The sequence below is a fragment of the Pantoea cypripedii genome (assembly GCF_011395035.1).
Classification (GTDB): domain Bacteria; phylum Pseudomonadota; class Gammaproteobacteria; order Enterobacterales; family Enterobacteriaceae; genus Pantoea; species Pantoea cypripedii_A.
The window spans coordinates 1,106,382-1,129,447 of sequence record NZ_CP024770.1 but is presented as its reverse complement, the minus strand read 5'-3'; the positions used below and the strand labels follow the sequence as shown (position 1 = coordinate 1,129,447).

General features: G+C 53.5%; 21 protein-coding genes and 3 pseudogenes. 7 read left to right on the top strand and 17 right to left on the bottom strand.

All coding sequences use genetic code 11. The features are described from left to right. Positions 1-24: 24 nt before the first annotated feature. From CUN67_RS28620 to CUN67_RS28605, 4 genes are read right to left on the bottom strand one after another with little or no spacing between them, the layout of a single operon-like run. Positions 25-1,251, bottom strand: a complete 1,227-nt coding sequence (locus CUN67_RS28620; RefSeq protein ID WP_208718892.1) for a pyridoxal phosphate-dependent aminotransferase — start codon at positions 1,249-1,251, stop codon at positions 25-27. After that, entirely contained in the window at positions 1,248-2,906 is a 1,659-nt protein-coding gene (locus CUN67_RS28615) for an ABC transporter permease (protein ID WP_208718890.1), read from the bottom strand. The genes CUN67_RS28620 and CUN67_RS28615 overlap by 4 nt, the downstream gene beginning before the upstream one ends. Then, positions 2,903-3,964: an ABC transporter ATP-binding protein gene (locus CUN67_RS28610; protein ID WP_208718888.1), complete on the bottom strand. Its 1,062-nt coding sequence runs from the start codon at positions 3,962-3,964 to the stop codon at positions 2,903-2,905. Before CUN67_RS28610 ends, CUN67_RS28615 begins: the two co-directional genes overlap by 4 nt. 26 nt (positions 3,965-3,990) lie before the next feature. After that, positions 3,991-4,989: an ABC transporter substrate-binding protein gene (locus CUN67_RS28605; protein WP_254711448.1), complete on the bottom strand. Its 999-nt coding sequence runs from the start codon at positions 4,987-4,989 to the stop codon at positions 3,991-3,993. A 105-nt stretch (positions 4,990-5,094) separates the two neighbouring features. Between CUN67_RS28605 and CUN67_RS28600 the strand changes: the two genes are divergently transcribed. Beyond that, the gene (locus CUN67_RS28600; protein WP_208718886.1) at positions 5,095-5,994 is read left to right on the top strand and encodes a LysR family transcriptional regulator; all 900 of its coding nucleotides are present in this window, start codon (positions 5,095-5,097) and stop codon (positions 5,992-5,994) included. Positions 5,995-6,106: 112 nt separating this feature from the next. Here CUN67_RS28600 and CUN67_RS28595 read toward each other — a convergent pair. From CUN67_RS28595 to CUN67_RS28580, 4 genes and pseudogenes are all read right to left on the bottom strand, one after another. After that, a pseudogene (locus tag CUN67_RS28595) lies at positions 6,107-6,367 on the bottom strand (transposase); the annotation flags it as partial. 15 nt (positions 6,368-6,382) lie between these two features. After that, a pseudogene (locus CUN67_RS28590) lies at positions 6,383-6,918 on the bottom strand (transposase); the annotation flags it as partial. Between the two features lie 180 nt (positions 6,919-7,098). Further along, a complete protein-coding gene (locus tag CUN67_RS28585) occupies positions 7,099-7,836 on the bottom strand; it encodes an SDR family oxidoreductase (protein WP_208718884.1) in 738 nt (245 codons plus the stop codon). A gap of 240 nt (positions 7,837-8,076) precedes the next feature. Then, entirely contained in the window at positions 8,077-9,000 is a 924-nt protein-coding gene (locus tag CUN67_RS28580; protein ID WP_208718882.1) for a LysR family transcriptional regulator, read from the bottom strand. On the opposite strand from CUN67_RS28580, the gene CUN67_RS30805 reads away from it, so the two are divergent. The 3 genes from CUN67_RS30805 to CUN67_RS28565 are packed head-to-tail and all read left to right on the top strand — an operon-like array spanning position 8,999 to position 11,064. Then, a complete protein-coding gene (locus tag CUN67_RS30805; RefSeq protein WP_208718880.1) occupies positions 8,999-9,469 on the top strand; it encodes a hypothetical protein in 471 nt (156 codons plus the stop codon). The two genes, CUN67_RS28580 and CUN67_RS30805, sit on opposite strands and share 2 nt — an antisense overlap. Positions 9,470-9,478: 9 nt before the next feature. Beyond that, positions 9,479-10,171: a TetR/AcrR family transcriptional regulator gene (locus CUN67_RS28570; RefSeq protein WP_208718878.1), complete on the top strand. Its 693-nt coding sequence runs from the start codon at positions 9,479-9,481 to the stop codon at positions 10,169-10,171. A 29-nt stretch (positions 10,172-10,200) separates the two neighbouring features. After that, complete coding sequence (locus tag CUN67_RS28565) at positions 10,201-11,064, top strand: NmrA family NAD(P)-binding protein (RefSeq protein WP_208718876.1); 864 nt, start codon at positions 10,201-10,203, stop codon at positions 11,062-11,064. 436 nt (positions 11,065-11,500) lie between these two features. Here CUN67_RS28565 and CUN67_RS30800 read toward each other — a convergent pair. The 3 genes and pseudogenes from CUN67_RS30800 to CUN67_RS28545 all read right to left on the bottom strand — a co-directional run. Further along, a pseudogene (locus tag CUN67_RS30800) lies at positions 11,501-12,408 on the bottom strand (TrbI/VirB10 family protein); the annotation flags it as partial. 387 nt (positions 12,409-12,795) lie between these two features. Further along, on the bottom strand, positions 12,796-13,320 hold the full coding sequence (locus tag CUN67_RS28550; protein WP_208718874.1) for a lipocalin-like domain-containing protein: 525 nt from the start codon (positions 13,318-13,320) through the stop codon (positions 12,796-12,798). Positions 13,321-13,431: 111 nt separating this feature from the next. After that, complete coding sequence (locus CUN67_RS28545; RefSeq protein WP_208718872.1) at positions 13,432-14,256, bottom strand: SDR family oxidoreductase; 825 nt, start codon at positions 14,254-14,256, stop codon at positions 13,432-13,434. Between the two features lie 98 nt (positions 14,257-14,354). Here CUN67_RS28545 and CUN67_RS28540 point away from each other — a divergent pair, with 98 nt between their 5' ends. Together CUN67_RS28540 and CUN67_RS28535 are read left to right on the top strand one after the other, a co-directional pair. Further along, positions 14,355-15,296, top strand: a complete 942-nt coding sequence (locus CUN67_RS28540; RefSeq protein ID WP_208718870.1) for a LysR family transcriptional regulator — start codon at positions 14,355-14,357, stop codon at positions 15,294-15,296. 416 nt (positions 15,297-15,712) lie between these two features. Beyond that, complete coding sequence (locus CUN67_RS28535) at positions 15,713-16,279, top strand: TetR/AcrR family transcriptional regulator (protein WP_254711447.1); 567 nt, start codon at positions 15,713-15,715, stop codon at positions 16,277-16,279. Between the two features lie 83 nt (positions 16,280-16,362). On the opposite strand, the gene CUN67_RS28530 is transcribed toward CUN67_RS28535, so the two are convergent. Next, the gene (locus CUN67_RS28530) at positions 16,363-17,400 is read right to left on the bottom strand and encodes an SDR family oxidoreductase (RefSeq protein WP_254711446.1); all 1,038 of its coding nucleotides are present in this window, start codon (positions 17,398-17,400) and stop codon (positions 16,363-16,365) included. A gap of 134 nt (positions 17,401-17,534) precedes the next feature. Between CUN67_RS28530 and CUN67_RS28525 the strand changes: the two genes are divergently transcribed. Continuing rightward, a complete protein-coding gene (locus tag CUN67_RS28525; RefSeq protein WP_208718868.1) occupies positions 17,535-18,470 on the top strand; it encodes an AraC family transcriptional regulator in 936 nt (311 codons plus the stop codon). 200 nt (positions 18,471-18,670) lie between these two features. Here CUN67_RS28525 and CUN67_RS28520 read toward each other — a convergent pair whose 3' ends face one another. From CUN67_RS28520 to CUN67_RS28500, 5 genes are all read right to left on the bottom strand, one after another. Next, positions 18,671-19,444, bottom strand: coding sequence for an amino acid ABC transporter ATP-binding protein (locus tag CUN67_RS28520; RefSeq protein ID WP_208718866.1), 774 nt, complete (start codon positions 19,442-19,444; stop codon positions 18,671-18,673). Beyond that, complete coding sequence (locus CUN67_RS28515) at positions 19,437-20,108, bottom strand: amino acid ABC transporter permease (protein ID WP_368389666.1); 672 nt, start codon at positions 20,106-20,108, stop codon at positions 19,437-19,439. The genes CUN67_RS28520 and CUN67_RS28515 overlap by 8 nt, the downstream gene beginning before the upstream one ends. Positions 20,109-20,112: 4 nt before the next feature. Beyond that, entirely contained in the window at positions 20,113-20,754 is a 642-nt protein-coding gene (locus CUN67_RS28510; RefSeq protein ID WP_208718864.1) for an amino acid ABC transporter permease, read from the bottom strand. A 38-nt stretch (positions 20,755-20,792) separates the two neighbouring features. Next, a complete protein-coding gene (locus CUN67_RS28505) occupies positions 20,793-21,662 on the bottom strand; it encodes a transporter substrate-binding domain-containing protein (protein WP_208718862.1) in 870 nt (289 codons plus the stop codon). Between the two features lie 485 nt (positions 21,663-22,147). Continuing rightward, the gene (locus CUN67_RS28500; RefSeq protein ID WP_208718860.1) at positions 22,148-23,056 is read right to left on the bottom strand and encodes an SMP-30/gluconolactonase/LRE family protein; all 909 of its coding nucleotides are present in this window, start codon (positions 23,054-23,056) and stop codon (positions 22,148-22,150) included. Positions 23,057-23,066: the final 10 nt, after the last annotated feature.

Here is a 23,066-nt window from a genome sequence, read left to right as displayed (position 1 = left end):
CCCTGGATATCGTTTTCACTTTTGTCATTGCAGTCGCGCGCAGGCTTCGGCGATACGCGCCTTGGCCACCCTGAGTTCGTCGTCGGAGGCGGCATAAGAAACCCGGAAATGTCCGGGAAGCTCGAAAGCGGTACCGGGTACCACCGCAACGCCGCATTCTCGCAACAGGTAGAGCGCCAGTTCGCTATCGGAGGAGATCAGGTTGCCGGCCGGATCCCTGCGCCCCAGCAGACCCAGGCATCCCGGGAAGGCATAGAACGCACCTGGCGGCAGATCGCAAGTGATGCCGTCAATGCGGCACAGATCGCCGACCACTTGATCGCGGCGTTGGCGAAAGGCCTCGACAAAACCAGGCAGGAAATCCATCGGGCCGTCCAGCGCAGCGATCGAGGCCGCCTGGCTGATCGAGCTGGTATGTGAGGTCGACTGCGACTGCACTAGGTTCATGGCCTTGATCAATTCTAATGGGCCGGCACCGAAGCCGACCCGCCATCCAGTCATGGCATAAGCTTTGGAGACGCCATTGATGGTCAGTATACGGGCGGCCAGTTCCGGCGTGACGGCGGCCGGGGTCGCAAACGGCGTGTCCTGGTAGCGGATCTTTTCGTAGATGTCGTCTGCCATCACCCACACATGTGGATAACGCAGAAGCACTTCGGCCAGCCCCGCCAGTTCCTCGGCGCTATAGATTGCGCCGCTGGGATTGGAGGGAGAGTTCAGCACAAGCCACTTGGTGCGTGGCGTGATGGCCTCTTCCAGTTGCCGTGGGGTGATCTTGAAGCCGCTGGCCGCATTGCAGCGGACGATGACCGGCAATCCTCTCGCCAGCAGAACCATTTCCGGATAGGAAACCCAAGCAGGCGTTGGAATGACGACTTCATCACCCTCATTAATAGTGGCTTGCAGCGCGTTGTACAACAGCTGCTTCGCACCGCATCCGACCTGGATCTGTTCCGGGGTGTAGCGCAATCCGTTGTCGCGCTCGAACTTGCGACAAACAGCCTCGCGCAATGCCAATGTACCCGCGACGTCCGTATAACATGACTCGTTGCGATCGATGGCCGCCTTGCCCGCCTCGCGGACATGTTCAGGCGTGGGAAAGTCCGGTTCGCCCTGGCTGAGTGTAATCACATCCCGTCCCTGGGCCTTGAGCTGGTTGGCCAGCCGGGTCATTTCCTTTGTGGCTGACGGCTTGGCGCCCAGCACGCGAGTGGCCAGGAATTGGCCAGTTTTATTTGCAGTATCGTTCATTCGACAGTTCCTACGTTGAGACGGAAAACCCAGCGCGCCAGCGCCAGTGGTATGAAGATGGCCAGCAGCAGCAGCACGCTGTAGGCACAGGCCAAGGCCAGTCGGCCGCTGTCGACCTGTTGGAAGATCTCGATCGGCATGGTGCTCATGCCGCCGAAATAGAGCACGACCGTGGCCGACAGCTCGGACAGTGTGGTCACCCAGATCAGCACCGCGGCGGAGGCGACTGAAGGAGCGATGACGGGCAGCACGACGCGCACGAAGCTTCGCAGTGCTCCCACGCCCAGGCTCATCGAAGCCTCTTCAATGGAGTCCTTGAGACTGTGCAGCGGACCTGTCGCAGAGCGCACGCCGCTGGGTACCCGGCGCAGGAAATACGCCAGCGCCATAATTAGCCAGCTCCCGGTCAGGGTCAGCGTTCCGGTGTTGAAGGAATTGATCAGGGCGATACCGAGAACGGTGCCGGCAATCGTGAGCGGCAATGTGACCATGACGTCCAGTAGGTGGGTGATCAACGAACGCCGCTTGACGATCAAATAGGCCGCGCCGATGGAAAAGACAACGCCTGCCGCGGTGGCAATGGTGGACAGGAAAAGAGAGTTGTACAGCGGACCGGGAGCATGCACCAGTGCGTAGTGAAGATGGTCCAGCGTGAAGCCGCCATAGAGCAGGACAGGTCCTACCGACGGCGTCACCGAGGTCACGAACACCACAGCCGTAGGCAGCAGTGAAAGCGCCACCACCAGCACCACGCATCCAGCCGCCAGCATCGATCCGGCACCGGACAGCGGCACTGCCGCGGGCTGCCGTCCCGACTCCATCTGGAACTGGCGGCGCTCCACGACGAACTTCTGCAGCAACAGCAGGCCGGCGCCGAGGTAGACCAGAATGGAGGCCATGGTGGTCTGCATCTGGGGACTGCCGCCCATTTCGCTGACGAATTCGTTGTACGCCTTGACTGCCAGCACAGGGGTACGCGCGCCGAGAATGGCAGGTACCCCGAAACTGCCGATGACGTGGGTGAAGACAATCAGTACCCCTGCAAACAGCGAGGGCAGGAGCAATGGCAATGTGACGCCCGTCAGAACGCGAGCGAGCGGACGCCCCAGGCTCAAGGCCGCTTCTTCAAGGTTACGGTCCATGGACTTGAGGCCCACCAGCACCGCGACAAACGCATAGACATAATTGTTGAGCGTCATCACGAACACCAATCCCCACCAGGAATAGAGCGACGGCAGCTCGACCCCGAACGGCGCCAGCCAGTTGTTGACCAAGCCTTGCTTGCCCAGCACCAGCACCCATGACGCCGCCACGACGACATCTGGATTGACCATAGTCATCAGCGGCAGGAAAGCCAGCAGACCGGCAAATGGGAATTTGCAGCGCGCCACAACCATGGCGAGTCCGCCACCGACGATCATGGAACATGCCGTGACGGCTGCACCCAGAATCAGCGTATTGAAGAAGACATCTCGATAGGACGGCTCGGAGAAGAAGCGAACGTAACCGCTCATTCCCCACCGGCCGTCGGCGCCGACAAAGGATTTCCCCAGCATGGTGATCAGGGGCCAGACCAGGAAGATCGACAACAAGCCGATCGAGAGCAGCGCAGCAGCCATCCATGCCGGGTCGCGCCTGAGTTTTCCTGCAATCATGACGCCTCCACCAGATGCGCATCGCTGGGTAATTGCAGGAGCACCTTCTCTCCACGCTCCCGTATGCGCTGCCGGTTCCCGCCGCTTGCCGTCACCGTGATGACCCCGGTCTCCGTCTTGACCGTGTAGCTGGTCTGGCCGCCGCGAAACTCGACATGGTCGACAATGCCTGCGACCTGTCCGTCTTGCGGGGCGCCGGTTTCGGCAAAATGAATTTCTTCACTGCGAACTGCCAGCCTGACACCGGGCTGGAACGGCACGGCGCTATCGGTCAGCAGCACACCGCCAGTACACATCAGTCGGCGCAGGCCGCCGGCGGCGGGCAATTCGCGCGACACCTCGATCAGGTTCGCGCTGCCGACGAAGTCTGCGACGAACGTATTGCACGGCCGGCTGTATATTTCCAGCGGAGCACCCAGCTGCACGACGCGCCCCCGGTCCATCACCGCGATCAGGTCAGACATGGCCAATGCTTCTTCCTGATCATGTGTCACGAATACTGTGGTGATACCGGCCTCCTGCTGAAGATCCCTGATCATCCCTCGAAGTTCGACTCGCAACTTCACGTCGAGGGCAGACAAAGGCTCGTCCAACAGCAGCAGCTTAGGTTCGATCACAAGTGCACGCGCCATGGCCACACGCTGACGCTGTCCGCCCGACAAGGCCATCGGTGCACGGTCGGCGAATGCCGCCAGTCCAACTCGCTTGAGCATGGCCATTGCGCGATCAATTGCCTGCTCTTTGGGCATACCCCGCGCCGAAAGACCGTAGCAGACATTGGCCAGAATCGAACGATCGGGGAACAAAGCATAGTCCTGGAATACCATGCCGACCCCGCGGCGATGCACCGGTATCGCGGTGACATCGCTGCCGCCAAACAGGATTCGCCCGCCATCGGGCCGGACGAATCCGGCCAGCATTCTTAGCAGGCTGGTTTTTCCGCATCCGGAAGGGCCCAGCAAGGTGAACAGCTTGCCGCTGGGGATCATCAAGTTCAGCCCGCTGAACAGAGACTGCTTGCCGTAACTCTGATCAATATTTTCAAATGAGACCTGCATGGCTACATCTCCTCTACTTCTCTCAATCAACGGTCAGCAATGATCTGCCGCCACTGCGCAATGAACGCGGCGCGGTCCTGGGCCATCTGGCCATCATCGAGGGGAACCACTTTGACGGACTTGATGGCAGGCAGCGTGGAGAGCTTGCTCACATCAATGTCTGAGCGCAGAGGGCGACGATAGGCGGACTTGAAAATGTCGACTTGAACGTTCTTTGAAGCGAGGAATTCGTAGAGCTTGCGTGCTTCGGCCGGATGCTTGCCGCCTTTGATCAAGGCCATGCCTTCTACCGAAACAAAGGTTCCTTCGCTTGGATAGACCAGCTTGATCTCCTTGAGGCCGCCGGCGACATATTCATAGGCCGCGTATTCCATGGTCAGCGCGATGGCGAACTCGCCCTTTGCCACGCCGTCGTAGGCGGCAGACGTGGTGCCGACGATGGTGGCGTTGCGCACGATGCGCGTCATGAGTTCGGTTCCCAGGGTCTTTTGCAGACCATACAGGGCGACGTACGATGCGCTGGTGCGCTCGGGGTCAGGAATGACCAGTCGTCCTTTCCACTTCGGATCGGCCAGTTCGGCCCAGCTTTGCGGCGCCTTGACGCCTCCCAGCTGGCGGGTGTTGACCATCAGCACGTTGATGTGAACGTTGGTTCCCAGCCAGAGGCCATCGGGGCCGCGATACGCTGCGGGAACGGTGCTTGCCTGGCGGGATGAATAAGATTCGAACTGGGGTTTGAACTCGGCCATGGTAGCGAGGCCGCCCGACCAGAAGATATCGCCAAGGGGATTGGCGCTTTCGGCCTTGATGCGCTGCATGAGCGCACCGGTGCCGGCGCGTACGACGGAAACCCGAACGTCAGGATTCTCTTTGTTGAAAAGGTCAATGACGCGGTTGACGGTCTCGACGTTGTTCGATGAGTATAAGACCACTTCGCCTGCTACCGCTGGCTGTGGCGTGATTACGCTCATCATGAGTAAAACAGATAATAGACTGCAGTGCTTCCACATGATTTTGCCTTTCATTGGTGTGAATCAGTTAGGGCATTGATGTTTTCAATGTACTATTACCGTTGAATGACAAGAAACCTCCCTCATTACCTAGAGTGCATATCATCATGAGTTTTAATCATGTATAGGCCATCAGAGATCCCGCTTGTTGCAATTCGCGCCTTCGTGACGATCGGCCGTCAGGGAAGCTTTACGCGCGCCGCCGCCGCATTGGGTATCACGCAAAGTGCTGTCAGCCGGCATGTCGCTACTTTGGAGAAGGCGGCTGGGACCGCCTTGTTCGAACGCCGGGGAGCGTCTATCGCCCTGACGCCTGCCGGTTCTCAGTACTACGACGCAGTGAAAGACTCGATGGCGACCATCGAATTGGCCACCCGGCAGATGTTTCAGAGGGAGGAAAGTCACGGCCGACTAATGGTGCGGACGTCGATGCCCAGCTTTGCGATGACGGTGGTTGTGCCGATGCTGGGATCGTTCATGTCCCAGTCACCGATGAGGGTGGACTTGATAACTTCGCTGTCACCGCCGTTGCCACGCGACGAGTTCGATGTGTTGATCACGCGGGATCTGGCCATGCCCAACAGTGAGTGTTGGGAGCTGCTACAGGAAGAGTTGGTCTGTGTCGGTTCGCCCCAGTTGGTGCAGCAGCACCGATCCCAGCCGCCGCATCGATGGCCGATGATTGCAGCCAAATCCAGGCCAGACATCCTAGCCTCTTGGGCAGTCGCTCGCGACATCGCGCCGGATCGCTTGCAGGTGGGCGCCATGTATGACCACATATTCCTAGCCGTGGCTGCAGCCATCGGAGGCACGGGATTTTTTGTTGTGCCTTACCTGCTGGTGCTCGATCAGCTGCGTGCGGGAACATTGGTCATTCTGGACGAACACCGGATTATGTCGGGTGCCACGTATTGGGCCTACTTGAACTCCCAGACTCAGCAGGTACAGGCCGGAAGAGATTTTTGCAGATGGCTCAAAGGCATGCTGCGCAGATGCGCATCAGGACTGTCGGAGTTATAGGAGGGCAGTCCCCTATCGGCCGAGGCCGTGTAAAAACGCGTAGAACGCCCAGTTGGTGACGTCCTGTCGGGCGTTCGATTTCGTTGGACCGAGACGCGAACGGATGACGTGATCAAGATATCCTCAATGAACAACGTTGGCGCGCGAGTTCACGCGCTGCCAGTTTCATTACGCGCATAGTCTTTGCGAACCCGAGAATCTTGATGACTCGCTTGAGGTTATATGTCAGCACATGCAAACTCATTTCCGCCACGACATGGCCCAAACGGCGCTTCTGAACGTGGGTTGAACCCATCCATTGTTTGAGCGTGCCGAACACATGTTCGACGGTTCGGCGTCGTATCGTCATGGCGTCGAGCTGGAGATTGAGCCTTGACTACATTTTCTCAAGCTGACGTGCCACGTGCGGCGCCTCGTGGTTGTAGTTCTGCCGCAGCTTCAATCCGTGTCGCACCGCGGCCTTCATCGGATGCTCGCGGCACCGCTCGAGCAGGCGCGAGTCGGTTGGATGGACGATCTCCTTTTGCATGACCGTCGTGTCGACGATTACTCGCTTCGATCGTCTCGGCCAGCAGTTCTTCAACGCCAGCTTCGTCCAAGCACTTACGCCTGCATGTCAGGCTCGACGTATGGATCGGGAGCTCAGTCTGCATATATCTCTCGCCGGTGAAGACCTGTCAATACGGGTTTTCCACCCATTGCCAGACCACTTACTCGCTCGACAGATCGAACGCATGCTGGAGATACAACACGCCAACAATCAGTCCGACCCTTGCGTGAAACAATGCTCGCGCTCATCAACGCGACTAATTAACCCCAATTGATCAGATCGTCCAGTCGCACCAGCGGATGCTTCATGTTGACCTGCTCGCGAAGAGGATGCCGGAACAAATCGCCTTCGCTCACCGCTGTCTTCGGACCCATCCAGACCTCGACAGAATTTGCAGTAAACTCCTCACAATTTGCCGGGTTCCTGCAAATGCATCAACATCTTTCCGCTTCAAACCCCTGCTGCAAAAGGCTCTCCGGATTGTTCAGGTACGACTAAATAAGTCGAAATTTGATTCAATGACGACTCAACTAATTACGAGTCGTCATTTGAGATCAATTCATTCCACCGTTGACATATATCGCCTGGCCATTCACCCACCGTGCAGGCCCAGCTAGAAACGAAACAACTTCAGCGATCTCTTGTGGCTGCCCAATTCTATTGAAAGGGTTGAGGCTCCCAATAGCAGCGATCAACCCTTCACTTTTATCTTTCAGAAAGAGCTCTGTCGCAGTGGGACCCGGCCCAACCGAATTAACCGTAATGTCTCGCCCTTTCAGTTCACGAGCGAGTACAAGATTCAGTGCTTCAACAGCGCCTTTCGTCATCGCATAGGGGCCGTAACCTGGTAGAGCTTGTCGCTCTGCTGAGGTCGAAATATTTATGATCGCGCCGCCGTTTTGCAGCCTCTTAGCCGCTTGCTGCGAAACGAGGAATGTTCCACGGACGTTAATGGCATGCATTCGATCAAAGTCAGCGATATCGAATTCTGATAAAGGCTTTAGCATCATGATGCCAGCACAATTAACAGCGATATCAGATCGACCGAATTCATCCTCCGCGAAGTCGAACATTGCTGTAACCTGATTGGGCTCAGACACGTCAGCCCTGAAGGCCTTTGCCATTGCACCAGAATCAATAATTTCTTTTGCTACGTCTTCAGCAGCCGATTTTGATTCTGTGTAATTTACGATGACCGCAAACCCATCTTTCGCCAGACGCTCCGCTACCGCCCTGCCGATACCTCTGGATGCTCCAGTGACAATCGCCACACGCTTACCGACACTGATCATACTAACTCCCGTTTTATCACCAAGAATGACCCCATTACCGCGATCTCAATATGAGAGAAACAGCGCCGCACTCATACGTTTTAGGGCTCTACACGAAGTCCGACATGCCGACGAACGACCAGAGAATCTTAGTAAGAGTTAAGCAAATGATAAACGGCCCTATCGCGAGCAGGTTGTCCGGCATGCCGGACAATTGCCTCGTAGGCGTATTTGATTGAGTGACGGCAGACTCCAGCCGCCTCATGGGAGAGCTGGTGGATCAGACCGCCCAGCATTCTTTTCTTTCAGGAAATCGACAAAGGCCCTAAGTGGCGGTGGCATTTGCCTACGGCCATGGTAGTAGAGAAACGGCCCGTCGAATTCCTGCCACCAGGTTTCTAAAACTGGCGTAAGCATTCCCGATTTCAGATAAGGGGCGACAAAATCCTCAAATGTATAGATTATTCCCGCCCCGGCGGCAGCACTCGCGAGCTGAAGATCAACAGAACTTGAAATCAGGAATCCGTCTGGCGCCACCTTTACTCTTACTCCTTCCCGCTCCAACGCCCATGTCCAAATCGATCCATTCGGAAATCGGTGGCCAATCAGTCTATGCCGCGCAAGATCCGAAGGATTATCAGGGATTCCAAATTTATCAAGATAATTACTCGATGCCGCAGCAACAAACCTCTGATGGCGCGGGCCGATCGGTATAGCGATCATATCTAGTTCAATGTTTTCGCCATAGCGAACACCAGCATCAAACCCACGCCCTATCACATCTGAAAAATCATCTTCCATAACTACATCAATACGCACACCGGGGAATCTCTCGATAAAATCCGGCAACAGATCTGGCAAAACATATCTAGCCACGGGAACTGGAACATTTAAACGCAGCGTCCCTACGGGGCGATCAGCCCCGTCTTGTAATTCATTGAATGCCGCCTCAATCTCTGTCAGCGCTGGCTTCAGACGGCTCAGCAGGCGGATACCGGCCTCAGTCAAGCTGATACTTCGAGTGGTCCGATTCAATAAGCGCACTCCGATATCAGACTCTAGCCGGCGAATCGAATCACTTAAAGTTGAACTGCTAATCCCACGTACTTGCGCTGCCATTCTGAATCCACCAGCGTCTACGACCGCAACAAGATTTGCAACATCCAACAAGTTCAGAAAGCCCATGGCATCATTTCCAATTAGTTATTTCACCATCGACCGCGCCCCGGCGTTTGAGTTCGGCGGAGGCCTCATCAACATTATCGACTCTCATACAGATATGGTGCCAGCCATGAAGCCCAAGACTGTCTTTGAGTTGCAGCCCACCTTGGCGAACCACAGCTCCGGGACCTGCTGCGAGCTCAATCTGGAAACTGTCGTTGTTCTCCGGAGCAAGGAAGGCCCACGTCAAGCCGGCACCCTCAGTCTTCCCGGTCAGTCGAAAGTCGAGCATCTCCTCGATACCAAGCCAACGCGGACTGAAGATCTGGCATGCGAACGCCAGTGTGATTGCCCCGCATCGACGCCAGCGGGCTTGAGGGGTTTGCAGGTGGATAGAACAACGGCGTGCGTTAATCCTATCGATGATATCGAATATATGTTATCATCGATAACATCGAGAGGTCAAGGCGAGCGTGCCTTGACTCCGCTCTAAGGAACCGAAATGCAAACCGACTCTGATGAAGCCGCGCGACCACATCGCGCGCGGATACTCGATGCCGCGCTGGCCCTCACCCAAGCTGACGGACCAGAAGCAGTGACAACGAGAGCTGTTGCTGCCGCTGCTGCTGTTCAGGTGCCAACCATCTACCGGCTATTTGGAGACAAACAAGGTCTGCTCGACGCCGTTGTAGAACACGGTATTGCAACCTATGTGGCCGCCAAGGCAGCTCGCACCCCACATCCCGACCCAGTTCAAGAGCTGCGGGCAAGCTGGGACAACCACGTGGCATTCGGACTCGCGAATCCGGGCCTGTTCTCGATCATGAGCGCCTATCCGCAGTCACCCGCTGTAGCGGAAGGATTACGCTTCTTTCGCAAGATCGTGCGCGCGGTGGCTACGGCGGGACGACTGAGAACCAGTGAAGAGCAGGCAGTCGCGATGATCCGGGCTTCGTGTGTTGGGTTGACCATGATGCTCATCGCCGACAAGAAGTCCGAAGGCGGCGATATCTCCAGGGAGCTGCAAGACGCCATCATTCATGCCGTCACGACAGACGTAACAGGCAGCGGTCCAACAACTCAACAGACGTCAGCAGCCGCTCTAAGAGCGGGCCTGGGGCAGGTGAACGTTCTTACCAAAGGCGAAGTGGCACTCCTCGACGAATTGCTGGAGCGCTTGTCGAAGAGTAACTAATTTTTCATCAACTGCACTGGAGAGAGGCTATGTTTTTCATATCTGGAATCACGGGAAAAGTTGGCGGCGCTGCCGCGCGGTCGCTTCTGAGCCGGGGAAAATCTGTGCGCGCCCTGGCAAGAGACCTACAGAGAGCTGAAGAATGGTCGCGCTTGGGAGTTGAAGTGGTCCAGGGAGACTTGACCGACGTGAATGCGGTCAAGAGGTGTCTGAATGGTGTTGACGGGGCATTCCTGATGCAACCCACACCTTTTGGCGTCACCTCTGAATTCCCGGAGGCGAAAGCGATCAATGGCAGCCTGAGTGCCGCTTTGGCCTCGACCGATGTTCCACGAGTGGTAATCCTCTCGTCGATAGGCTCGGAACAACCAAGTGGGCTCGGCAATATTATGCAGACCCATCTGCTCGAAGAAGCCCTTGCTACGATACCGATTCCCATTGCTACTGTTCGCGCCGGGTCATTCCTCGAAAACTATGTTCCGAGCCTAGAGCGCGCAGCCACCACGGGTTATTTCGATACCTTTCTGCAACCCACTGATAGGCCTGTGCCGATGGTGGCATCCGAGGATATCGGTCACGAGGTGGCGCGTTTGCTCATCGAGGGTTGGAGTGGCAGGACGATCATAGAGCTTGGATCTCCCTACAGCCCTGACGACCTAGCTTGCGCGATGGCTGAAGCACTCTCCAAGCCCGTAAAAGCGAAGCCTATCCCTAAGGAATACTGGAAGCAGACACTGCAGGCCATGGGTCTATCTACCGACCACGTAGACCAGTGGGCGGAAATGCAGGATGGGTTCAATTCTGGCTGGATCGATTTCGGCCGGCCCGGCACGATCCCGGTCCAAGCCAAGACGAAGCCCATCGACGTCTTTTCCAAAGCAGTTGGTAAGTAACCCCACAATATCCCGTGATTCGCTCATACGCATAGCTCGGGGCGCTGGTCCATCTCCCAAGAAGCGCCGGCGCCCATCGTAGCGGTAAGGTACTGTCTCAGCCGCTTTTCGGCTATTCGAGTACCGGACTCAAGGGCACCAGGCTAAACTCTTCGCCACCGTTGAATCGCTACCGTCCGCTAACGAGCGTGGCCGAGCGATGCCCGGCGTATTCAGGTTTGGCCGCAATTCCGTAGCTGCTCTCATTAGCAGAGAAATCGAGGTCGACCACGCGCACATCAAGCTGCGACCATACTGGCGAAACTTCGCCTCTTGCGATGACACGCTAAATGATTGAGAACAAATCAGTTGCGCCTTAAGATTTATTTCATTTAACTACAATGAATTCATCTATCGCCATATACAAGGTGCACAATATTCGACGTGCCAGATTACTTCACAGCAATCCTTCTTCAACGGTCTTGTAGACAGTCCTCACACTCGGCTTAAACCCAAGGCGACGTGCCAACGAGCCATCCGCATGAAGCCGCCAGTGATTCGCTAGAGGCTCAGATGACGACTCCATCTTTTCGCCGACCAGTGCAGCCAATTCGTAGAGCGAGGTTGGAGCTTCGTCGGTGAGATTGACAACTTGACGATCCCACTCGCCAGTGAGAGCAATATTCATAGCTGCAGCAATGTCTCGATGGTGGATCATGCTCAATGTTTGAGCCGGATGGAGCTTGGCGTTGGTCGCCAATTGAGGCAACGATTCGAGATGCCCATCATGATCACCATAGACGAAGCAGTACCGAAGAATCGACCAGTTCAATCCACTCTCGCGCAGACCTTTCTCTGCCGCAAGCTTGCTTGCAGGATATGCCTGCGTCGGATTGCATACATCCTCCTCACTGCCAGGACGAGGGTTGTCCACGCTGTTTACATTGCTAGTACTGGCCATGATGACGCGATCACCGTCCTGGCAGCTTTCCGGCGCGGCCGGGTCGGTGCCGGCCAGATTGTCGAGCACCAGCTAAGACGTGTCCGGCAGGATGATGCGATTCCACACCACTTTCAGGTGGCTTGGCCCGTAGGCGACCTGATTGTTGTATTTACCGAAGATGGACGACCTCAGTGGAATCAGCATATAGTTGCCCGTCGCCGTGCCATACGTTCGCTCACTGTGCCGATCATGTCGCCAGGCAGGTCGGACTTGATACCCGTCACCAGTGCCGCCGCGATCACGATTCTGGCCATCACCTGATACGGCGAAATTGGCATTTGCAGCATTTCAGTGTTTCCGGTTTTCTAGAGCACAAACTTCTGGTCTTGCCGGTTCTGCATGGCGTTTGGATCGTCGGGCTGTTGATGCCCTGCATCAGTGGATTGATGTGCTCATGGACTTGCTCGTGACGAAGAATAGCCTCGCCAACATCATGCAATGCGACAGCGGAAGTTTTACACCACTCCATATCCATTCCATCTACCGTTTACTACCTTTTTGGAAGCAGTTACTTGACGCATCTATGGCATCAGGGAAGATGGAATCAACTACACGCCACGACTGATGATTGATCTTCTGCTGCAGAGATTGAGGTGTCACAGCTAGCACTGCACTAAGCGTAGGTCAAGAATGAGCGACAGCCCCTCCACGCGTGGAAGTTCCCTGATCGTTACACCAGCACATGACATCGCGGAAGACCACATCAAACGCTGACGCTCTGGCTCGCAGCGCATTCACTCTCGTGTAGGCTACTCAGCGGAGCTTGGTTTACCAAGGGTGATCCGCTGCCACGTGATGGCAATTTTTGTCCCCTCCGGTCTAACGAAAGTCTCCAAAATGCGATCACCATCTACAACGAATTGAATATCTTCGCGCGTACGCACATCACCTACCCAATTTGGGAAGGTCGAACCTTCGACCCGGTCACCTTCCAGGTCGCCATTTTCATCGACCATGTACGTACCGAACCAACCGATTCCCCCTGCCATAGCCGCTTGATTCTCTTTCGCCGTACCATAGCCACGTGCATTGGATGCAAATTTCGGTACAGTGGAGTCGGTCATCACTTCAATGACGTGCATATCGGGCGTGAACACCATAAGGCTTTTTGGTGCCGGTCCATAAGCGGCCAGATTCCGTCCGTCCGGATCAAGTTGTGCAGAGATCATCCGCCAAGTCCCCAATACCTTATTAGGAGCCTGCGCTTCAGCAGATGTGGCAAGAAAAATGAGACCAATAGAAAGAATGGAAAGATCGAATCTTAATATTTTCATACGACGCACCTATCGAACTAACTATGTATTGAAATCTGATGCGGAGGATCTTCAACGCCTTCCTCGGATACAAAAGGCTAGCGTCGAAGCCTGGTTTCGACTCATGATCCCTTATTCCATGACGGAGGACGCCCTATCCCTTTGAGGCTCCAATACTTTTAGCCTATCGAGGAGCGCTTTTCGCATGTCCTCATAGGCCCCACGACCCAACACCAAACGAAATGGCGGTTTTTCCGAGTCCATCACTGCAATCATCACGTCAACCGTCTTCCCCAGATTCCCGTATTCCGCAAAATTGCCCGTCACGGCGGCTTGCCTAAACATTCCCACTGGGGTTTCTTCATAGCAAGCCATCGGCATCGCCCTATCTATACTTAAACTGAAATTTGTTCGGGTTGGACCTGGTTCTACAATGATGAAATCAATGCCAAATGTCGCAACTTCTTTGGCAACCGATTCGACGAATCCCTCTATCCCCCACTTTGTAGCGTGGTAGACGCTGAAGGCCGGGTAGGTAGCTTGCCCTCCCGCCGATGAGATTTGGACGATCCTCCCTCTCCCCTGGTCTCGAAAGCGGGGAAGGAATGCCCTGATGAGCTGAATCTGCCCAGTCAGGTTGGTTTCGATTTGCCTGGTAATTTGAGAATCGTTCAGTTCTTCCGCAGCACCAAACAAACCGTAACCAGCATTAGCGATTACCGTGTCAACTTGCCCCATAACGTTGAATGCTTCTTCGACTCCGGTTCGGATCGAATTAATGTCGGTGAGGTCCAGTTTGATGATGTATAGCTGGTCGCCGTATCGGGCTTTCAGGTCATCCAATGGACCATCGCGCCGAAGTGTGGCAACCACCCTGTCCTTCCGCTCCAGCAACCGCTCTGTTATCTGGAGGCCGATTCCTGTCGATGTTCCCGTTACAAACCAAGTCTTAGTCATTTTTCTGGCCTCGATGTCTGTGAAGTAGACATGTTAGACCTGACCATTGGTTCTATATATATCTTTTATTTGCATGGGTTGGTTAGTAAAATAGACCAATGAAACAACCAACTCTAAACGATCTAAACGCCTTCATCGCGGTAGCCACACACCTTAATTTCCGGCGTGCGGCTGACCTACTAGGTGTTTCTCATTCAGCCCTAAGCCACGCCATGCGAGCACTGGAAAACAATCTGGGTACTCGCCTTTTGAATCGAACGACTCGGAGCGTTTCTCTAACGCAAGATGGTGAGCGGCTCTTGGCAAGTCTTATACCTGCATTGAGCAACCTCGACAGCGTGTTAAGTGAGGTCGCAGCAACACGCGGCAACCCTAGCGGAGTAGTCAGGATAAATGCTACTGAAGGAGCTATTGGCCTATTGCTACAAACTATCGTTCCTCGTTTTCACCATCTTTACCCTGACGTAGAGTTGGAATTAGTTGCAGAAGGACAACTAATCGATATTGTCGAACGCGGATTTGATGCAGGAGTTCGCTTTGGCGACGCCATCCCGAAGGATATGGTGGCAGTACGGCTTGGACCAGACGTGCGCTTTTTAGCCGTTGCGTCCCCCAATTATTTGGATCAATTTACTGCCCCCCAGGTACCTGATGACCTTCACCAGCACCGCTGTATCAGACAGCGTTTGCCCAGCGGAAAGCGATACCGCTGGGAGTTTATGAAGCACGACGAAGAGGTAAACATCGATGTGCCTGGCGTACTGACATTGAACAGTAATCATCTTATGGTCCAAGCTGCAGCGGATGGTCTTGGTATTGCCTATGTTCCAGAATTTTATGCCAGTGACCTCTTGAATGCGGGCCGCTTGATCCCTGTACTAAAAGATTGGTGCCCGGTCATTTCCGGACTATTCATTTATTTCCCAAACAACCGTCACATGCCACCTGGATTACGCGCCTTGATCGATGTAATTAAAGAAAGTCCGGATTGGCATTCGGTAGATATATTGACGAGTGGCCCAACTTCGGCTGGCACATAAACGTTTTTCATTGGTGGTTACGAATATGCTTTTGTCCACTCTACATATTTTACCCATTCGTTCACTACAATGTAATTTTTCCGCTTAAACGATCGAAGTCGTCCCTCATCTCTAATCTGTCGATTCAACGAAGAATATATCTTCGCATAGAGCCACAATCTGTGGCTGCCTTGAGGCCAAAAAAACTGCATAGCAAGCTTAGAAGCGGATTTGCGACAACATGGTGAAAGTGAAATTTTGGGATTACAGTCTGGGGGAGAACGAACCAGCAGATAGCACCACAGGGCCACGCCGAAGGCGCGATCATTTCCGCATGTGCTCGCTCTCCTGAAATAATCGTCCTTAGATGAACAGCTGCATTCTCACCGCAAGGTCAATAATCAAAAGCTGATACTTGCTCATACCTATCACCCAAGGTGCCGACAGCTCTCCCGAGACGCGCCGATGCCCTGCGCAATCAAGAAAAGTTGCTTTCTGCTACAGCGGAAGTCTTTGTTGTTGCCGGAGTTGACGCACCTATTCGGCAGATCGCGACCAGGGCTGGGGTGGGTACGGCAACCATCTATCGACACTTCCCCACTCGCGCCGATCTGATCGTCGCCGTCTTCCACTATCAGGTGGAGGAATGTGTCGCAGCAGGGCCTCGTCTGCTGGCTGATGCCAGTACTCCCTTCGATGCCCTGCGCCAGTGGATTAATGTGTTCGTGGACTTCCTGGTGACGAAGCATGGACTTACCAACGCCATGCAATCGGATAGCGAGAGCTTCACCGCACTCCATACACACTTCATCGACCGCTTACTGCCCGTATGCAAGCAGTTGCTTGACGCCTCCGTGGCATCAGGAGAGATTCCCTCCGTAGTCGAACCGTATGAGCTTCTCCGTGCAATTGGCAATTTGTGTATCGGTCGGGAAGATGACATCAACTACACGCCACAGCGCATGATTAATCTTCTGCTGCAAGGATTGAGATATCGCGACTAGCAGCGCAATGAGCGCAGGTTGAGAATCGGCAACAGTGGGCGATCGTGCTATCACTTATCGCCTGTACCTGAAAACAAAGCCCCTTAACCAGATAGTTGCATTTTGGTCGCAAGGTCAAGCATCAGACACGGATGTTCTGGCTCCCACTGCATATCCTCTTGGGTGATGCCACTGGATACAGGGTTGTCCGCAGTGACGAATGGCGCGAGCCAGCCGAAATACCGCGCCGCCTGTTGCGTGGGCACCGACATGACTGGAATGTTGAGACCGCGACCAAGCGCTTCCGCAATTTCACGGAATGGAATCCCCTCCTCAGCCACCGCGTGATATCGGGTACCTGGCTTCCCAGCCTCAAGCGCAAAACGGAACATGCGTGCTGCATCCAGTTTATGGACTGCTGGCCAGCGGTTTTCACCGTCACTCACATAGACTGATACACGCTTCTTTCGTGCGATCTCAATCAGCTGGGTGACGAGTCCTTGCTTATTCTCGTCATGGACGGAAGGTGGCAATCGCACAATGGATGCATTGACTCCTGCTTTTACCCATTCAAGCAAAGCACGCTCTGACTTTGCCCGGGCACCTCCCACCGAGGCTGGATCTGCGGCATCCCCCTCTTCGGCCACGCGTCCTGGTTTGAGCGCCATGGTCGGAAAGGCAATGACCAAAGAACCCTTCTTCGATGAAAGTACACCGCCAAAAGCCTGAATCGCCCGACACTCCGCGTCAACGGCTTCATTGATGAAACGATTTACGATCTTCGCTGGACTACCACCAAACAGGATTCTAAGGCGAATATCTAAGCTGGCCTGCGAAAGCGCATGATAAAAAGCGGTGTGAACAACACCATCTGCGTCAGCGGCTGCCCGACGTAGAATGCTCGTATCCTCGAATGTTCCCCGGTATGCCTGCACCCCCTTGGCCTCAAGCGAAGCAGCTGCTTCGCCAGAACGAACAAGGCCTGTAACTTCATGCCCCGCCGTCAAAAGCTCTTTCACCACAGCTGATCCAATGAAGCCCGAAGCGCCGGTCACAAATACTCTCATTATTGTCCTCTCAATATCATTCAGGGGCAGAAACAGGAATTCCGTCACCGAAATAGTGGGCTCGCGCTCGATCACTGAAGGCCGGCGTATCGATAACCACGAATATCCGCTTATCCCATCCCATGTCGTAGCAACAGAAGATTACGGCATTGAATCCGTACGATATATGACCTATAGTTCCGAAATGGTATTCATTCGTTCAATTTCTCATGGACCCTTTATCTGATGTGTTGTCTCTGTTGAAACTCCGCAGCTACGTCTCCGGTGGATTTGATGCCGGAGGCGAATGGGCCGTGCAGTTTGGTGCGCACAGAGGCATCAAATTCCATGCAGTCATTACAGGAAGGTGTTGGGTATTCGTCGAAGGTGAACCCCAGCCCGTGCAAGTCCACGAAGGTGAATGTTTCCTTCTCGCACGCGGACTGCCGTTCTGCCTCGCGAGTGACATGTCCGTCGCGCCAGTAGATATCAGCACCCTACTTCCGAGGGTGCAGGATGGGCGTATCGTGACCTATAACCAGGGCGGTGAATTCCTCAGTATTGGCGGATATTTCACCCTATCAGAGAGTCATTCAGACCTGCTACTCGACATGCTCCCTCCCCTGTTGATCATCCGCGATGAACCCAGCACGTCGACGTTACGCTGGTGTCTTGAACAGATGAGGCAGGAAATTCGGGACCCAAAACCCGGTGGGGATATTGTTGCTCAGCAGTTGGCAACGATGGTGTTGGTCCGGGCACTTCGGCTACAACTGTCAGTAAATCAAGGCAACGCGCTCGGTTGGCTTTTTGGCCTATCTGACAAGCGCATTCGCGCAGCGATAAACGTGATGCACGAGCGACCAGGTTCGAATTGGACTGTGCAAAACCTGGCTAAAGAGGCCGCCATGTCTCGTACCGCTTTCGCACTAAGGTTTAAACAACTCGTGGGGCTATCACCGATCGACTATTTGACTCGTTGGCGGATGACGCTGGCATCAAACAGACTGGTACGTTCGGATGACTCCATCTCGGCTATCAGTTCTGAGCTCGGCTACGAGTCCGAAAAATCTTTCAGTGCCGCATTCAAGCGCATCATGAAACTCCCCCCGCGCCAATACGCCGCACTCGCGCGTTGTCGGGCCAGTACCACGGGAGAATCGTAGTAAGAATTAGGTGAATAGCGACAAGGTCAATCACGAGAAGATTGTCCGACATGCCGGGAAAGCCGTATAAAACAAGCTTTCCCAGGCAAGTCTTTATCGCCAAACCTTTCTACTGGCTGGTGAGAGTCGCAGAAGGAACAACCTGATTTCACTCCCGGTAATATATAAATGGGGGAATCGATATGTCTCCCTCCATCGATTCACCAGGATTTGGCCTTACCTAAAAACTGCGTCAGTCTTGCGGAGTGGCCCGAAGCAAAGAATTGCTCGGGCGCCGAACGTTCAACCACTAAACCCTGATCGATAAAGATAATTTCATCCGACACCTTGCGGGCAAACTCCATTTCGTGGGTCACGATAATCATCGTATAGCCGTCATTTGCCAGTCCCCTGATAACACCCAGCACCTCACCCACCAGTTCAGGATCCAGTGCCGAAGTTGGCTCATCAAACAGGATCACTTCCGGCTGCATCGCCAGCGCACGCGCAATCGCGACACGCTGTTTCTGCCCTCCTGACAACATCGCTGGATAAGTATCGCGCTTGTGACCCATTCCCACTTTTTCCAGTAATTCTGTGGCTAACTTTGTTGCTACATCACGTGACAGGCCTTTGACATGCATTGGTGCCTCGATCACATTCCCTAATACGGTCAGGTGAGGCCACAAATTAAAGCCCTGAAAAACCATTGCAGTACGCGCGCGAATACGGGCAAGGCTCTTGCTACTCATCGGCGTTTTACCGTCCCGCTCCAGGCCAATGCGTTCACCAGCAATCAGGATTTCCCCCGTGGTAGGTTGCTCCAGCCAATTCATACAGCGAAGTAACGTGGATTTTCCTGAACCTGATGGGCCAAGAATACTCACGGTCTGACCTTTGGCGACGGATAAAGAGATATCCCGTAGTACCTCATGTCCATCAAACTGTTTGGACAGTGACCGGATCTCTACAGCCGGAATTGTTGTGTTATTCATTTGTCATTCCCCGGAAATAGGCTTTACGCCCCATTTTTCTGACACCACTTTCAATCACCAGGCTAACCAGCCAGTAAAGCGCTATTGCAAACATGAACGCCTGCATCGGGATAAAGTATTCGGCCTGGACAGAAGTTGCTGCACTGGTCAGTTCACCCACGGTAATAATTGCCAGATAGGCAGTATCTTTCATGCAAATGATCAGCTGGTTGCCCAGCAAGGGTCCGCTGCGCAGAAAAAGTTGCGGCAGGATGATCCTGCCCACCATTTTGACTGTGCGATATCCATGTGCGCGGGCAGCTTCAACCTGTCCCGGTGGCAGCTCGGCTCTGGCAGCGCGCAGAATTTCCGCAAAATACGCGGCGTGATAGGTTGACAGGGCTATACAACCTGCCGTCCATGCATCCAGTCGAATCTGCAAAGAAGGTAACCCGTAGTACAGCAGATATGCGTAGATTAGACAGGGGATCATACGCATACAGTCCATGATTAGACGCAGTAGTCTTCTCGGGGCATTCATCTTCCCTTCAAGTAACAGAACAATGAAAACGCCCAGTACCAGGGCAAAGAAAGCGGCAATGACAAAAAGCAGTATCGTATTGGCAAACCCACTCAAAAATACCGATCTTTGCTGCCAGATAATCTCAAGGGCATTCATCATCATCTCCTCACATCACAAGATTTCTGGCACGGTTTTCAGCAATACGCTGTAACCAGACCATTATTCCTACCATCACCATATACAGCAGACCGGCAGCAAGTATGGAGGGCATCGCATCATAGGTCACAGCAGCAATACGGTTGGTTACACGCGTTAAATCCACCACACCAACCACGGCAACCGCCGGGCTTGATTTCAATAGCAGACTCATTTCATTGATAAACATCGGCAGGCTGCTGACGATAATCTGAGGGAGGATGATTCTGCGGAGCATCAGAGATCTGGTCATCCCCGCAGCATAAGCTGCTTCAATCTGCTCGCGCGGAAAAGCCTGGAAGGAACTGCGCCAGATTTCGGCATTAAACGCCGTAGTATTGATGGTTAATGCCAGGATAGCAGCTGCCTGTGGACTTAAATCAATACCAAATGACGGGATACCGAAGTAAATCAGTAGCACCAATGTCACCAGCGAAGAGGCCCTGGCGACACTGATATAAAAGGCAATGACAAGATTCAGCCAACGGATATTTAATCCTCTGATCAGGACCAGTACCAACCCTGCCGGAATGCCAATAAGGATGGCCGAACCGGAAATCCATAGCGTTGTCCATGCTCCTGCAAAGAGCAGAGACCAGTCTGATAATTCCATAAATTGTCACCTACTCTTTGCGGTTAACGATGGTTACATCAGTGAACTGAGGTCAGCCGTTTAACTTCATCTGCAGAGGTGATTGAGCCAGCTGGAAGGTTATCAAAGGTCTGACCGAACCATTTTTTCTGCAATTCAGCCAGTTTCCCGCTCTGACGCATATGCTCGATAAAACCGGTCAGGAATTGCAGTACTGAATCGTTGCCACTTTTCACTGGATAGGCGTAATAACCCGGACCAGCTACCGGCACACCGACCTGAAACACACCAGGGCGCTGGCTCACCAGGCTATTGGCACCAATCAGGGTATTAACAACATAATCCAGTCGGCCATTGGCGAGGTCCGCATAGATCTCAGGGTATGAGGGATAGGTCACTACCTTACCAACTTTTCCACCTGATTTTTCCAGCATGGCGTTAAGCTCATTCAGACGACTGTATTGTGCACTCCCTGTCTGAACACCGACGGTAAGTCCGTTCAACGCTTCCAGCGATTTAGCGCGTTTGTCACCTGCACGCATAATGGAATAATGCGTTGCCAGCGCCCAGGGTTGCGTAAAGCTTAACGCCTGCATGCGCTCCGCCGTTAAACTCACAGCAGTAATTGCTGCATCAAATTTTCCTGACGTAACCCCAGGCAGAATGCCGGACCACGGCATCACTTCCTGACGAATTTCAAAAGGCGCATATTTTCTCAGCTCCGCCAACATGTCGTAATCAAAACCCTGCCCTTTTCCATCTTTAACGAATTCAAAAGGTGCAAAATCATCTTCCGTCGCGACAACCATGTAACCACGAGCTTTGATTTCATCCAGCGTCGCTGCAGAAGACGAAAATGATATGATGGAGATAACCAGAAAAATCAGAGCAGAGACAAACCGATCACGGAACAAACGCCTTGAGACCATAAACTTAACTCCTTCAGATTTAGGGGGTTCGCATCACTCCACACTGACTGATTGCGAAATTGTGGTACGATTTTACTCTGCAAGAGGCGTGCCACATGTGAATTTACTGGTTTTACATAGAATAAATCCATAAATTTGTCCTACAATAAAGCCATCTGATTTTATCTACACATCATCATTTCGCACATAAATGACGATCCCGGCTTCATAATGGTGCAAAATGGCATCAAATTGGTGCGGAAACATCCCTTATAGCGGGTCAATGTTGAGCAAGATGATTATGGATTGATCTACAAAAACGAATTCCAGATTTTCCGTTGCGAAAATAGTTGTCAAAAAGAGGGTACGGACGGCGGAATTTGTTGGCGTGACCTGATGCAATGAAACACCGGAAATACTCACCTCAGCCACTTACCTGAATACTGGCTGAAGTGAGGAGATCTAAAACTTTTCAGGAAGGACTTTTCACTCAAATCTTGTGATGTCTATGGGCGAAAAGCACCGGTGGTATTCAGGAAAATGGCATATAGCGATGTATGCGCACAGATATAAAGCCTGTTACGCCGCTCCCCACCAAAACACAGGTTGGCCACGTTCTCAGGCACTTTAATTTTGCCAATCAGCTCACCAGTCCTTCTGGCGCAAAGCACACCATCGGCACAGCTGATCCACAAGTTGCCAGAGGCATCCACCCGAAGCCCATCTGGAATACCCGGCTCGACATCCACAATGACTCTGCTATTAGAAAGATAACCCTCATCGGAAACATCAAATGCGCGGATATGATGAGGATCGTCCGGATTCGGCCAGAAGCCTGAATCTGCGATATATAATGTCTTTTCATCAGGAGAGAAAGCCAGACCATTGGGCTGTGCAAAGTCATCAACCACTGCTCGCAAACTGTTGTCACGTGGGTCGAAACGAAAGACATTTCGTTTTTCCTGCTCAGGTACCGCAACTCCACCTTCATACTCTGCACTAATGCCATAGGTCGGATCGGTGAACCAGATAGTCCCATCGGACTTCACCACCACGTCATTGGGTGAATTCAGTGGTCGCCCTTCGTAGCTATCGACGAGGGTAACTATGCTGCCATCGTATTCTGTCCGTGAAATACTACGTGTGGCATGTTCGCAACTAACCAGCCGGCCCTGCATATCGCGGGTATTGCCGTTGGCATAATTCGAACTTTCACGCAGGATGCTGACGCTGCCACTGACTTCATCAAGTTTCATGAGGCGGTGATTTGGTGAGTCACTCCAGATTAACGTTTTGGTATCAGCAAAATAAACCGGTCCTTCTGTCCAGGCCATGCCAGAATGCAATTTGACCAGTGGGCATTGCGGCAGAATGTAACGCAAAAAATCGCGATGGTAGATTTCAATGTGCTGCATATCTTCTCCG